This window comes from Flavobacterium sp. (assembly GCF_049590715.1).
Lineage (GTDB): Bacteria > Bacteroidota > Bacteroidia > Flavobacteriales > Flavobacteriaceae > Flavobacterium.
On the sequence record NZ_JBAWDL010000022.1, the window covers coordinates 1 to 14,362 of the forward strand.

At 32.8% G+C, this 14,362-nt stretch carries 13 protein-coding genes and 1 pseudogene; 8 read left to right on the forward strand and 6 right to left on the reverse strand.

Annotated elements, in window-relative coordinates:
* Window positions 1-670 precede the first annotated feature (670 nt).
* Window positions 671-1,168: an N-acetyltransferase family protein gene (locus WBQ70_RS01180; RefSeq protein WP_423909412.1), complete on the forward strand. Its 498-nt coding sequence runs from the start codon at window positions 671-673 to the stop codon at window positions 1,166-1,168.
* Between the two features lie 70 nt (window positions 1,169-1,238).
* On the opposite strand, the gene WBQ70_RS01185 is transcribed toward WBQ70_RS01180, so the two are convergent.
* The 4 genes from WBQ70_RS01185 to WBQ70_RS01200 all read right to left on the reverse strand — a co-directional run bounded on the left by WBQ70_RS01185 (window position 1,239) and on the right by WBQ70_RS01200 (window position 6,133).
* A complete protein-coding gene (locus tag WBQ70_RS01185) occupies window positions 1,239-3,452 on the reverse strand; it encodes a TonB-dependent receptor (protein WP_423909415.1) in 2,214 nt (737 codons plus the stop codon).
* A gap of 4 nt (window positions 3,453-3,456) precedes the next feature.
* Window positions 3,457-4,752, reverse strand: a complete 1,296-nt coding sequence (locus WBQ70_RS01190) for a tetratricopeptide repeat protein (protein WP_423909418.1) — start codon at window positions 4,750-4,752, stop codon at window positions 3,457-3,459.
* 138 nt (window positions 4,753-4,890) lie between these two features.
* Window positions 4,891-5,448: a DUF4331 family protein gene (locus WBQ70_RS01195; protein ID WP_423909421.1), complete on the reverse strand. Its 558-nt coding sequence runs from the start codon at window positions 5,446-5,448 to the stop codon at window positions 4,891-4,893.
* Between the two features lie 34 nt (window positions 5,449-5,482).
* Window positions 5,483-6,133 carry a DUF4331 family protein gene (locus WBQ70_RS01200; protein WP_423909423.1) on the reverse strand — a complete coding sequence of 217 codons (651 nt, stop codon included), beginning with the start codon at window positions 6,131-6,133 and terminating at the stop codon, window positions 5,483-5,485.
* A 459-nt stretch (window positions 6,134-6,592) separates the two neighbouring features.
* On the opposite strand from WBQ70_RS01200, the gene WBQ70_RS01205 reads away from it, so the two are divergent.
* The 5 genes and pseudogenes from WBQ70_RS01205 to WBQ70_RS01225 all read left to right on the forward strand — a co-directional run.
* A complete protein-coding gene (locus WBQ70_RS01205) occupies window positions 6,593-7,123 on the forward strand; it encodes an RNA polymerase sigma factor (RefSeq protein ID WP_423909426.1) in 531 nt (176 codons plus the stop codon).
* A complete protein-coding gene (locus tag WBQ70_RS01210) occupies window positions 7,123-7,911 on the forward strand; it encodes an anti-sigma factor (RefSeq protein WP_423909428.1) in 789 nt (262 codons plus the stop codon). The genes WBQ70_RS01205 and WBQ70_RS01210 overlap by 1 nt, the downstream gene beginning before the upstream one ends.
* A gap of 203 nt (window positions 7,912-8,114) precedes the next feature.
* The gene (locus tag WBQ70_RS01215; RefSeq protein ID WP_423909431.1) at window positions 8,115-9,074 is read left to right on the forward strand and encodes a tRNA dihydrouridine synthase; all 960 of its coding nucleotides are present in this window, start codon (window positions 8,115-8,117) and stop codon (window positions 9,072-9,074) included.
* Window positions 9,075-9,296: 222 nt separating this feature from the next.
* Window positions 9,297-10,061: a DUF4369 domain-containing protein gene (locus WBQ70_RS01220; RefSeq protein ID WP_423909434.1), complete on the forward strand. Its 765-nt coding sequence runs from the start codon at window positions 9,297-9,299 to the stop codon at window positions 10,059-10,061.
* An 18-nt stretch (window positions 10,062-10,079) separates the two neighbouring features.
* Window positions 10,080-10,466: pseudogene (locus WBQ70_RS01225) on the forward strand (TlpA family protein disulfide reductase); the annotation flags it as partial.
* 82 nt (window positions 10,467-10,548) lie between these two features.
* Here WBQ70_RS01225 and WBQ70_RS01230 read toward each other — a convergent pair.
* Both WBQ70_RS01230 and WBQ70_RS01235 read right to left on the reverse strand, forming a co-directional pair.
* Window positions 10,549-10,779, reverse strand: a complete 231-nt coding sequence (locus WBQ70_RS01230; protein ID WP_423909437.1) for a hypothetical protein — start codon at window positions 10,777-10,779, stop codon at window positions 10,549-10,551.
* A gap of 42 nt (window positions 10,780-10,821) precedes the next feature.
* Window positions 10,822-12,201: an MATE family efflux transporter gene (locus WBQ70_RS01235; RefSeq protein WP_423909440.1), complete on the reverse strand. Its 1,380-nt coding sequence runs from the start codon at window positions 12,199-12,201 to the stop codon at window positions 10,822-10,824.
* A gap of 223 nt (window positions 12,202-12,424) precedes the next feature.
* Here WBQ70_RS01235 and WBQ70_RS01240 point away from each other — a divergent pair, with 223 nt between their 5' ends.
* Together WBQ70_RS01240 and WBQ70_RS01245 are read left to right on the forward strand one after the other, a co-directional pair.
* Entirely contained in the window at window positions 12,425-12,940 is a 516-nt protein-coding gene (locus WBQ70_RS01240; RefSeq protein WP_423909443.1) for a hypothetical protein, read from the forward strand.
* A 231-nt stretch (window positions 12,941-13,171) separates the two neighbouring features.
* The coding region (locus WBQ70_RS01245) for an LETM1-related biofilm-associated protein (protein ID WP_423909445.1) at window positions 13,172-14,362 on the forward strand (1,191 nt) is incomplete at its 3' end.

Below are 14,362 nucleotides of genomic sequence, written 5' to 3' on the forward strand. Positions count from 1 at the left end.
CAATAATGCTTTGCGCTAAAGGTATTTTGGGGTAAATCATTGCTTTTGTTTGAATGAAACAAAGATACAAAGTTGGAAAGGTTATTTAAAACATATAAGTCATATAAGTTTTGTTTTATTTAGAAGCTGAAAAATGTTCAAACCCTTTAAGAAATTTAAGAACAGGTAAGCGTTGGATATATTTTTTAAAACATATAAGTCATCTAAGTTTTTTTATTTTAAAAACCGAAAAAGGTTTAAACCATTTAAGAAATATAAAAACACATAAGTTATATGAATCATAAGGTTTAGCAGTTGTCACATTGAGCTTGTCGAAATGATTTTGAAGATGGGCCTTCGAACAGGCTCAAACTGACATTAGATTACTATTTTATCTTGTTCTTAACTAGAAAGCGAAAACTAAAATAACTTTGTGATCTTTGTATTTTCTTAGTGCATCTTTGTAAAAGCTTTTAGTTTACTTATATGCTCTTCAATTTCTTGTATGTTTTAAAAAAAGGATTTTCATGGATCTTAGCCTCTCTCTGTGGTAAAACTTATATGATTTATATGTTTTAAAAATAAATCTTTGTGAGCCTTAGTGCTATCTTAGTGTATCTTTGTGGTAAAACTTTTAATCACAAAGCTTTTAAACTTATATGCCTTATATGTTTAAAAAAAATACCCAATTATGAATATCATTCTTAGACCTTATCAAAGTACAGATACTCCAGCGATTTTAGAAATCATCAACCATACTATTTTACATTCAACGGCTTTGTATGATTACAACACACGAACTTTAGAGCAACAACAAACACTGTTAGAAGATAAAATCAAAAAAGGGTTTCCTGTTATCATTGCCGAAAGTGAAGGTCAATTAGTTGGTTTTGGGATGTATGCTGAATTTCGTTTTAGAGAAGCCAATCAATTTACGGTAGAACATTCCGTTTATGTGAATCATTTGATCAATGGAAAAGGAATTGGAAAACTACTTTTAACCGAATTAATTCGGTTAGCAAAAGCACAGGGAATCCATACCATGATTGGTGTAATTGATACTGAAAACCAAGGAAGCATTCGTTTTCATGAGAAATTTGGTTTTACGACTGCGGGAATTATCAAAGAATCGGCGTTTAAATTTGACCGCTGGCTGGATACTGCTTTTATGCAATTGCTTCTTAAATAATTTTAAACATAAAAGAGCCTAGCGACAAACAAATAACGCTAGGCTCCTTACAAAACAAACAAAAACAATTTTAAAATCGGTAGCTCACTTTTCCTTTCAAATAAAAAGGAGTACCTGGTGTAAAATGAATTTCTTCCACACTATTAGGTTCGTTTTTCAAACGCGTTTCGGTTGCAAATTGGGTTTCGTTCCATTGTGTATTCAAAATATTTTCAACTGAAATTCCAAAAGTTATTTTCTTGTATTCATAATTAATATTGCAATCCACGATTCCATATCCTTTGGCAACAATGGAATTATCTTCATTAGCAGGACGACTTTTTAGATGTCTGTAATGGATTCCTCCTGAAAAACCATTCCATTTTTGAAAACTTAATCCTCCGGTTGTTGTAAAATCAGGTGCTAGCGGAATGTAATTTTGTCCGGTTGGTTCGTCAATGCTTCTGGCATACGTATACGTCAAATCAGTATCAAAAAACAAATAATCACTTAGTTGGTAACGCACTCCAAAGTCCACTCCCATACGTTTGGTTCTTCCGCTTGGTTCAATTACACCAGCATCACCCACATATACAAATTCCTGTTGCAAGTATAAATTCCACAAAGCAGCATTGATTAATAATTTTGGAATTGGTTTCCAAATGGTTCCTACATCAGCCCCAATGGATGTTGGTAAAATTTCTTTCCCATTATTTTCAACCACAACACGTGTATCATTGGAGTGAAATCCCATTCCTGTTTTTAAGAAGAACTGCAAATCGTTATTATGTGAATAAATGAAATTTAATTTTGGTGACACTTTCACTTCGTTTTCTGATTGTGTTTTATAGGTGGTTGCTAATTTATCTTGGTAACTGAATTTAAAATAATCGAATCTTACCGCTGGATTAATCAACCATTTGCCCAATTTGAATTCGGCATTCCAATAATTAAAACCATTGACCTCATTGATATCACCTAATTTTATTTGGTTTAAAACCGTTGTTCTCCCTAAAGTATGCGAAAGTTCCGTATCCTTAGTAGCATCAGCTCTAAAACCTACACCTACTTGCAAAAGGATGTCCCAGTCGTTGTACTTCATTTTTTTATTCAACTCTGAATTCAATCCATAAAGAGAACGATTTTCTTTTTGTTTAATCTGATCTCCATTGATAGGATCCTCTAAGAAAAAAGTGAAATTTGAAAACAATTCAAAATCATATTTGGAATAAAAAACATTGGCTTTTACAAACGTATTTTCATCAATTGATTTTATCAAAGCAGCATTAATATTGGTACGAGAAGTGCTTCCTCCCTCTGTATTATCAACAGCACCAAATCTTGAAATTGCACCCTCATCTACCAAACGCTGTGGTATTTGTCCAGAAGCATCCCAACTACTAGAAAAACGAGAAGCAGTAAGGGTGAATTTACTCTTGTCATCCAATCGAATCGTATATTTACCTAATAAATTAATTCTGTTAAAATTTTGTGGGCTATCAAATGGCCCATCAGTCAAAATATATTCTGTAGCGATATAAGCTGATTGTGTTTTTTCATTCCCTAACAGATTAAAGATCCCCACCATTCTTTGGGTATTGAATTGCCCTACTTCCAGACTTATTAAGCTTTTATCTATTTTTTCTTTGGTTTGAAAAGCAACATACCCTGCTGTGGCAAAATCACCTTTATCAGCATAATAACTTCCTTTACCAAAATCAATTTTCTCCACCGTTTCAGGAATTACAAAATGCAAATCAGCATAACCTTGACCATGTGCATGCGAAACCATATTCACGGGCATTCCATCTACTGAAACGGCTAAATCAGTTCCGTGATCAATATCAAAACCTCTTAGGAAAATTTGCTCTGCTTTTCCTCCTCCTGCATGTTGCCCGATGAATAATCCTGGAACTTTTCGTAAAATTTCTTGCGAAGAATTAACCGGTGTGGTTTGCAAATCAATTTTAGAAATCACATTCATAGCCGACAATTTTTGTTGAATGATAATTTCATCCAATTTAAAAACGGCATCTTCCAAAACAATACGGCTCTCATTTGACAGCACACTATACGCTATTTTTTTATATCCTAAAGCAGTTATTTCTATTGTACTTCCTATTTGTGTTTTATCAAGACTAAAGAGTCCCAACTCATTGGTATGTGCATGAGCATTGGTGGCATGATTGATTAAGTATGCATTTTCAACTGCATTCCCAAAAGCATCTACCACAATTCCGTTTTGCGTTTGACCATAAAACAAAAAAGGAGTACAAAATAACAGGATGAGTACTATCGTCTTCATACTATTATAATTTGTTGATTTTTGCTTCAAATTCAGGACCCAATTCATAAATGCTTCCTTTTAAGTCCTCTTTTATCACAGGGATTTTGTCTAATTGATTATTAGCCTTATATATCTCTGCTAAATGATATTGTACATGTGGCTCGGTAGTTTTTCCTGCTACTTGTTTTTGTGCTATTTCCAGTGCTTTTTTAGCATTACCCGTATTCAAATACGACCAAGCTAATAAATCATAAGAGTCCGGAGTAGGTCTATGATTCACTTCGATTTTAGCAATTTCAAGTGCTTTAGTAGCCGTGGTTTTATCATCTGCATAAATTAAAGTGTTGTATTTATTATACATGGCTCCATAATTATTTTGAGATAACATTTTGAAGTACGCCTTTTTATCCAGTTCCGCTTCAACCATGTTACCTTCAAAAGCAGCAATTTTTGATTTTAATAATAAAAAATCAGGTGTATGATGCGATTTTTCAACCGTTTCAATAATTCTTTTGGCTTCTTTTGTATTTCTTTCGTGAGAAAAAACAATCCAAGCAATTCCTTTTAAGGCATAAGTATAATTAGGATCTAATGCCAAAGTTTTTAAATAACTATCGTAGGAATCTTGTATACGACCCGCATGACCATAAAAATCACCTAAATTAGAATAAGACCAAATTTTGAGTGTTTTATTATCTTCTTTCTCAGCGATTGCTCTCGCTTTTTCCATAAAAGTGATGGCCGTATTTAAGTCACCAATGTGATCATTCCATTTTGCTAAGCGAATTAGATAATCATAATCGTTCATATCCTTGACAGCTTCTAGATTTTTTGATGCCTCGTTATAGTTTCCTAATTCCATTTGGACATCAAAAAGTAGTTTTTGAGATTCTTTTCGGCCTTCACCAATGGTAAAAGCTTTATCTGCTAACACCAAAGCTTCTTTAAAACGGTGTTGCGCAATATAATTACGAGCTAATGAACGCAAAACGCCAACATTCCCATAATTACTTGCTTTATTTGATTTTTCTAATAGTTCTTCCACTTTATACAAGTCTTTGATATCTCCTGTGTATTGAAAAAGTGTGGCGTATTTTGAAGCAATAATTCCTAAATAAGATCTTTGAATCGTATCGGCGTTGTATTTTTTTTGCCAAAATTGAATTTCATTATGAGCTAAATCTACAGATTCATTCTCTTTGATAGTCAGGTATTGATTGTACTCTTTTGGATTGGTAATTTGTTTGTTGCTATTATCACATGAAACAATAGCCAACATCCCTAAGAATAATAGCAGTAAGGTGTTATTTGTTTTCATACTATTTTTGTTTGTTTTTGTTTTGTATGCTTTGTTTTTTTGTTTTGTTTTTTTGTTTTGTTTTGTTTTTTTTTGTATAAAAAAACAGAGTACTTTAATTAATAACAAGCACTCTGTTTTTTTTATAAGATCCTTATTTTACCAAGCAGCAGCTAAGTAAGGAAATGAAGTACTGAATGCTTTATCATTAGCATTTACATTATCTTTTGTAAGTCCAGGATTAGATCCTCCTGTAGGTCCACCAAAGATTAATAAAAGCTCAACATCAATAACATCATCACCTAATGCTCTCCCTGTTAAAACTGTTGCTGGTGTAGTTGTTCCGTCAAAGAATGTTGTTTTTCCAGTAGTCGACACATTCAATACATCTGTTGCTAATACACTTGAAAAAACATCTATATTATGTCCTAATGCATTACTTGTATAACCAAATGCTGTTAATTTAGCTTTAATAACAGGAGTATAAATAGCTCCCATTGCTGAAGGAGTTGTATTATTAAAATCATCCTTAGGTTGTCCAGAAGCCACAAAAACTGTGTTTATAGCTGGTCTACCCATTTGATCTTGTTGCACATAAGTTCCTGAGAAATCTGGAGCTTGTGATCCATTTCCATTATCATCATTATTATCACAACTTACAGCTCCCAAAGCACATACTAATGCTAGCGTTATTATTGAAAATTTATTTGTCTTCATAGTTTCTTGTTTTTTTGAATTTAAAATCTCTTAGTTATTGTTTTTTCTTAGTTTCAACCCATGTGTTTAAAGATGCAGCTGTACCTAATTTAGATTTTGGCACTTCAATTACCACTGATAATACATTGGTTCCTGCAAAAGTATCTGTCCCAGTTGGTTTGAATCCTGTAGCTGTCATTCCAATTACCGCTTGATATTGTCCTAAGTCAAAGAAAAAGGGATCATCTCTTGGTCCAGCAAAAAATTTCATTCCGTTTTGGTCTGCAATAATAGGCGCTTGACCGTATTTAGAAATTTCAACACTTCCTGAAGCTTGAGAGGTATTAATAGAACTTGCTTTTCCTGTTGCAGAAGGAGCATAAGGTCCAAAGAAATACATTTTATCTCCCTTACGAATAGCTTGAATTACTAAATCTTCAATATTGTTTCCAGTGTTATCAATATTTACTTCGATCATTACATTCTCATTAAAACTTGCTGCAGCTGTGGTCCCTGGAGTTAGCAATCCCTGTGTGTTTACTGCAAATACTAAATTATTAGTGTCTTGTCCTTGAAAAGCATAGAAATCCGTGATGTCAGATGCATTATTTGTTACTGATGGCGCGTCAATGTGATCCGCTGCTACTAATGTTAAACCTGTAACCGCTAATAGCGATAGGCCTAAAATAATTTTTGTCTTTTTCATTTTGTAAATTTTTAAAGGTTATAATAGGAGTTACGGGAATGGATTCGTTTTGGTTTTAAAAAAAGTTAAAAAAAATAAAAACAAATTACAAACAACTGATTTACAACTAATTAAATATTGAATATTTTTCATAAAATAAATTACATATTTATATTTCAGCAGAAATAAAATGCATTTATAAGGAGTGGTTGTAAAAAATTTAACTACTTGTACCTTATATTGTATTGAAGTAGTGTTTTGCGTGAGGGATTGCAGCAAGCTACCGAAGTAGCGCGGAAAGCCCGACAGCATCTAGGAAAAAGGGTAATGACCGCAATGTATATAGCCCTTATTCCTAGATGGTGGCACGCCCAAGATATTTTTGCTGGTTAAAACAATGTTATTGTAGCATTTAATTGTTAAATAAATGCAATTGTAAATAAGTTTGTATAAGTTTGTAATTGATAAATAGACCTTATTATGACCCAAGAAGCACTATTAGTTTTAATTTATAAAAAAGATGCAAAGGCTTTTACACATCTATATGATATGTATTCCAAGAGCTTGTTTGCTGTTATCAATGTTCTAGTAAAAAATACGGAAGAAGCCGAAGATGTGCTCCAAGAGGTATTTGTTAAGATCTGGAAAAATATTGATTCCTATAATGAAAGTAAAGGTCGCTTTTATACTTGGATCCTTAATATAGCTCGAAACACGTCTATAGATAAATTGCGTTCTAAAAACTTTAACAACAGTCAAAAAAACCTTTCTTCCGATAATTTCGTAAATCTATTAGATGACAGTAACAAACTGACAAACAAAGTAGATACTATAGGTATACATGAATTTGTCAAAAGGCTAAAGCCTAAGTGCATCCAAATAATTGATTTATTGTTTTTCAAAGGCTATACCCAACAGGAAGCTGCAGAAGAGTTGGCCATTCCTTTAGGAACAGTAAAAACACACAATAGGAATTGTATAAATGATCTAAGAACCTATTTGAAAGTATAATGGAAAATAAAGAATATATAGCATCCGGAATTTTAGAACTTTACGTTTATGGCCTACTCAGTGAGGCAGAAAACGAAGAGATAACTAATCGTGCCAAAAACGACCCCGAAATACTAACTGAAATTGTTGCGATTGAAAAATCAATCATCGCTTTATCATCTAGTTTTTCACCTTTTAATTCTGTGGGCAATTTTGAGCGAATAAAAGAGAAATTAGAACTAAACCCAAGTCCTAAAGTAATTGAATTAGAACCTACGAGAAACATTTCTCAATACCTAGGTTGGGCTGCGGCCATTTTATTACTAATGGGAATAGGTTTTATGTACAACCAACTTAACGTTTCTTCGACTCAAGTAGTCAATGTGGAGACTGAAAAAACAAAGATAGAGAAAGAGTTGAATACTTTGATGTTGGAAAACAAAGCCATTGAATCCACTTTAGCAGTTATTAGAGATGCTAACAATACTGTTGTGGCCTTAGGAGGACAAGCGGTTGCTCCGGAATCTTTTGCAAAAGTGTACTGGAATAAAGAGACCCAAAAGGTATATATTGATGCTTCGGGATTGCCTGAACCACCTAAAGGAATGGTGTACCAAGTTTGGTCTTTGAAACTGAATCCGCTTACCCCTACAAGTATTGGTCTACTAGACAACTTTGTAGCAAACAATCAACGTATCTTTTCTGTTGACCCAACTGGAGATGCTGAAGCCTTTGGAATTACACTTGAACCTGATGGAGGAAGTTTATCCCCTACAATGGAACAATTGTATACTTTAGGAAAAGTATAGTAACTATTTTACATGTAAAAAATCAAAAATCATTTAGGATTATCTTTGTGTAAAAGAACAAAAAATAAGGAGTGGAGAATATTGAGTTTTAATCTTAATTTTCTCCACTCCTTAACTGTTTTATAAAAAAACGAAATGTTTAATTTAAGTCTACCAGACAATATGAATCTAAACTAGCTTATCTTTGCATTTTATAAAAAAACATGAGCTACACCCTTCTCTCTTCGCCTTTACAAGGTTTTACCGATTATCGTTTTAGAAACGCCCAAAATAAAATCTTTGGCGGTATTGACACTTTTTATGCCCCTTACATCCGATTGAACGGGAAATTAGAAATAAAATCTTCATACCAAAGGGATTTAGCATTAGAGAACAATAATACTTTAGAAGTGATTCCGCAAGTAATTACTAATGATGCGGAGGAATTTTTATTTGTATCCAAATATGTTCAAGAATTAGGATACAAAGAACTCAATTGGAATTTAGGCTGTCCTTATCCGATGGTAACCAAATGCGGTATGGGATCTGGACTCATTAGTAATACCGAAAAAATCAACACCATTCTTGACAGAGTACATTCTGAAACAGATATTACCGTGTCGATGAAAATGCGTTTGGGTTACGATACAACCGAAGAAATCCTAGATGTTTTTCCGATTCTTGAAAAATACCCAATAAAAAATGTTGCCATTCATGCGCGTATTGGAAAACAATTATACAAAGGAGGTGTACATCTAGAAGCTTTTCAAGAATGTATTAATGCCACAAAACTTAAGTTGTATTATAACGGAGATATTACAACAGTAGCCAAATTTAAAGAAATGCAAGCCCTATTCCCTACGATTGATCACTGGATGATAGGACGAGGATTAATTGCAGATCCTTTTTTACCTAGTATGATTAAAAACGATACTGAACTTTATCCTGATAATAAAATCGAATTATTCACCGCTTTCCATGATACCTTATATGAAGGATACAGTCAATCTTTATCTGGTGCAACGCATATATTATTAAAAATGCACCACCTGTGGGAGTACTTTTCAGTTATTTTTTCGAATCCACACAAAGTACATAAGAAAATAAAAAAAGCAAAAAGCATCCGAAACTATGAACAAGCTGTTAAAGAAATTTTGAAGGACGAAAGTGTATTTAGACTTTAATTTTTATCCTTTTTATGACATTCTAAATTAAAAAAGAAAGCTACCAATACCTTTATCACCTACCTATCCTTGACATAACCACATTAAAAACAGTTCTTTAATACCAAAAAAACACAAATAAAAAATATAGAATTATAACAAAAATTTAGGTCGAAAAATGAATCTACTTATATTTTTTTATAATACTTTTGTTCGCTTAACACAATAACTAATTTAACTGTAATGAAAAAAATATTTTTTTTACTTTCTGCGTCGATTTTATTAATGTCATGTAATAAAGACAAGTACACAATCTCAGGAACTATTAAAGGACTTGAAAACGGAAAAACAATTATCCTTGAAACACAAGACGAAAGTGGAATGGGATTAAAATCAATTGATACTGTTAAAGTTGAAAACGGAAAATTCGTTTTTGAAGGAAAAGCATTAGAACCAGCTTTCCATACTTTACAAATTGAAGGAGTTCAAGGTAAAGTACCTTTCATCCTTGAAAACGGAGATATTTCAATTGAAGTTGACAAAGATAGTATCCAAAAATCTAAAGTTTCAGGAACATATAACAATGATGAATACGTTAAATTTAACGAAGAAATCAAAGTTATCCAAAAGAAACTAATGGATTTCCAAACAAAAAATATGCAAGCAATGAATACAGCACAACAAACTAAAGACACTGCTGTAATCAACTCTTTGATGCAAGAATTCTCTAAAATCCAAGAAGAAGTTGGAAATGCTTCAAAAGCAAAATACATTGGATATGCTGAAACACATCCTAAAGCATTAATCAGCGCCTTAATTATCCAAGGAATGTTGAATGACCCAAGTGCTGATACTAAAAAAGCAGAATCAATCTATAATGAATTTGATGAGTCATTAAAAAACACAAAACCAGGAAAAGCAATCAAAACTAAACTTGGTGAAATGAAAAATCCAGCGGCTGCAGGAGCAATGCCTCAAGCACCTGTTGCTCCAGGAGCAAGTAACTGAAGATCTGATTTCTCCGCTCCTAATCCAGAGGGGAAAGTAATTTCGCTTAAAGAAAGTTTAGGCAAAGTTACCATCGTTGATTTTTGGGCTTCATGGTGTGGACCATGTAGACAAGAAAATCCTAATGTAGTTGCTATTTATAACGACTTACACTCAAAAGGACTTAATATCATTGGTGTATCTTTAGACAAAGAGAAATCAAAATGGATAGAAGCTATTGCAAAAGACAAGTTAACTTGGACGCATGTTTCTAATTTGAAATTCTGGGACGAACCTATTGCAAAACAATACGGTGTAGAATCTATCCCTGCTACTTTTATACTTGATGCTTCAGGTAAAATCGTTGCAAAGGACTTAAGAGGAGATGCGCTTAGAGCTAAAATAACAGAACTTTTAGCTAAATAAGCATTCGTTTTATCCCATAAAAAAAGCACAAGTCTCATATATTTTGAGACTTGTGCTTTTTTTATTCCTAAAATAGCAACTACTATTCTTTCTCGTAACGTTCCATTTCGCGATCATAGAAACTATTTGCTGCTTCAATTAAACCTTCCATTTCTGCGTTCAGTTCAGATTCGTCAAGATCTTCTGCTTCTTCCATGAATTCTACTTCATCATCTTTCAAATTGATGATGAATCTTGGGTAATCCAAGTGAATGATAAAAATATCGTCTGGACAATCCGTATTGTCACCTAGTAAAAATTTTGGTAATTCCATTCTGTGTTTTTTTAAACGTGTTTATGATACTTGAAAACCGAATTATGATTCGCTTTCAGTTATTAATTTTTTAGTCAAAATATTGAAGCGAAGATACAAAAATAAAGCGGCTGTTGACAAACCAGCCAAAAGTCCCATCCATATCCCAATAGCTTTTAGAGGAGTATACAAACCTAACCAAATACAAATTGGAAACCCCACTACCCAATACGCTACAAAAGTAATATACATAGGAATTTTTACATCTTGGAGTCCTCTAAGAGCACCCAACATCACCACTTGAATTCCATCAGATATTTGAAAAACTGCAGCAACTAATAATAAATTAGAAGCTATTTTTAAAACTTCTGCATTTTGAGCCCAGTCGCTAGTATTTGAAGTATCAATAAACCACGTAGGTAAAACGGTATGTACTAACACAAAGAAAACAGCAAACCCTATTTCGAGTAAAACTGCCAATAAAAAAATAGACAAAGCGACCATGCGCAACTTTTTATAATCTCCCAATCCTTTTTGATTCCCCACTCTGATAGTAGCAGCAACACTAAGCCCCATGGCGAACATAAAAGTAAATGACGCTAAACTCAATGCAATTTGGTTAGCCGCTTGATTTGTAACTCCCAAACAACCCGAAAGCCAAACTGCCCCAGTAAACAAAGCCACCTCAAAAAACATTTGCATCGCTGAAGGTCCTCCTAATTTTATAATCACAAGATTAACCGCTCTCTTTATTTTTCTGACAGCAAAACCCTCAAAAAAAGGATGAAATTTAGCATTGTGTTTCATTTTGTAATGCAAATAACCCAACATCACAAAACGAGAAACGAGTGTCCCGATAGCTGCTCCCATAAAACCCAATTCAGGAAAAACCCAAATTCCGTAGATCAACACATAATTCAAAAAAACATTGACAATATTACCCACTATAGTAGCCCACATGGAATATTTGGTTTCACTCATCCCATCAGCAAACTGCTTGTACCCTTGAAAAACAATTAATGGCACTAAAGAAAAAGCAATAACATCCAAAAAAGGTTTAGCCATAAGAACTACATTCTCTGGTTGCCCCATCAAACCAATAAGAGGTTTAAATAACAAAATCACACCAAAAAGAATGAATCCTAAAATGGCACACAAATACAGCCCATGATGAAAAACCGTTCTTCCTTCTTCAATATCTTTTCTGCCATCTGCCGCTGCTGCCATAGGAGTAATTGCTGTCGAAAAACCAATTCCAAGAGACATAGCTACAAAAACAAAACTATTGGCTAATGATGCTGCCGCTAACTCAGTTGGACCAATGCGCCCTACCATAACATTATCAATAATCCCCACTATAGTATGTCCTAGCATCCCTAGAATAATAGGATAAGCTAATTTAAAATTATACGAGAACTCTTTAGTATAAGTTTTAAAATTCAATTTTGAAGTGTTTTATTTTGAGTTTGCAAAGGTAAGGAGATGGTTTGAAATTCATTCAACAGAATCCCTTTTAAAAAATTAATATCGCTATAACAACTATATCTAGCAATTCTATAACAAATACCAGTAATTCTATAACAACCACCTCTCTCAAAGGCAATACATTTGTCAATATACTTTAAGCAACATAAAAAAAGAATTAATAACAAAAAAGACCTTTATCATGAAAAGTAACAGAAACATCAAAACGACATTTGCCGTAGTCATTACATTATTATTAACCTTCACTATAAATGCACAAAGAACAGAAGTAAAAGATTATGATCAAGGATTTCGTTTAGGATTTGGTATTAATGCTGGAGTTCCTACAAACGAAGATGTTTACAACTACGCATTAGGTGCGGATGCAAGATTGCAATACGATTTATCTAAAAGAACATCATTAATTTTAACAACAGGTTTTACAAATCTATTTATTAGCAACGACAGACCTGACTTAGGAATCATTCCTGTAAAAGCAGGATTCAAAGCTTTTGTATGGGAAGATCAATTTTATGTATTGGGTGAACTAGGTGGTGCTTTTGCCGTTACAAACGGAGTTAATCAACATACTTATTTATATGCTCCAGGAATTGGTTATGCATCAAAATACATTGACGTAAGTGTACGTTATGAAGGATATACAGAATATGACACGAACCAAATTGCATTGAGACTTGCTTACGGTTTTAAATTATAATCAATATAATTGAAATAAATAGGTGGTTACAACTTAAATAGCTGTAACCACCTATTTTGTTTTACAAAATGAAATGAATGAATGTTTAATAATTGACTCAAGTACTTACTTATTGGTTAATTAGTATTTTCAGTGTCGCCAATCGCTCCTAAAATCTAGGCAATCAAAATTTAATTTAAAGTCTTCAAAAAAAGCATAAAATAAACTAGCTTTGTACTTTAATATAAAAATATGATTAACCCTTCGGCATCTGGTTGGATAGACAAATATTTTTTAAAACAAGTACAATCAAAATCTGTTTTAACAAATGATTTGGATGCTTTTTATCTTAAAATACGAAAAACAGGTTTTATCTATGGACACATTGTTTCTTTCGAAACAGATACCCCTATTGATACCAAAGGATGGGTTTTAAATGAAATACCAAAAGTAGCCTTACTAAACATACTTCACGCTACGTATCAACTGCATCATCAAGACCAAACGTCAGAACATTTTTTAACCAAAGCACTCGACTTTTACAATGCTATGAGCCCACAAAGCTTTAGTTTGTTTAAAAAAGTACTCCCTAATGGATCAGCCTCTTTTAATCTTGAAAAAATTATTGACAGTCGGGTTCAAACCAATATAGATATTGTAAGTAAAAATTTTTCCCATATTGTTACCAATGCACTGCTTTTTATTGATGTACTGGCTTTTTATCAATATTTAACGCATGGAGAAATACCTGAAAAATATTTAAAAAAAATTGAAGAAGCTATTATTGGCGTTGTCTCGTTGTCTTTAAAAACAAAAAGTAATAAGTCAAAATATGATGATTTATTAATCAAACTCTTTGAAGCATCTGTCCGTTATAGTAAATTTTCAAATATCCAAATCCAAAATATTGAAGAATTAAAACTAAATACTTTTAGTACCAAATTAGAAAAATATTACATCATCGACATGGCAGGAATGTCCTTATGGAATGATGGAAAGATAGAGAACGAAGAAGCTTATTTTTTATACAAACTTGCTGAAAAAAATTCAGTATCTGATGATTTTGTAGCCAATAGCATTACTGATATCGATCATTTTATTACAACTTACAAGAAAGAAATACCCTATTTCAATTATTCAAATCCAGTCAAACATTTTTACGACCAAACCACAAAAAATGTTGAGACTTTAATTATTCGAAATAAAAACCGACTCTTTAAAGAAATCACTGAAAGCAAGGAATTAATGATTCTTTTAGCCACATCAACTAGAAGAGATTTAGATGAAAAAGAAAAGAAAAAGGTCAAAAAGCAATTATTAGAAATTTGTAAAACAATACCATCGTTGACCATCTTCTTACTTCCTGGAGGAGGCCTACTCCTGCCTATTTTAATTAAATTCATACCAAAAATGCTTCCTACAGCATTTAATGAAAACTTAGAT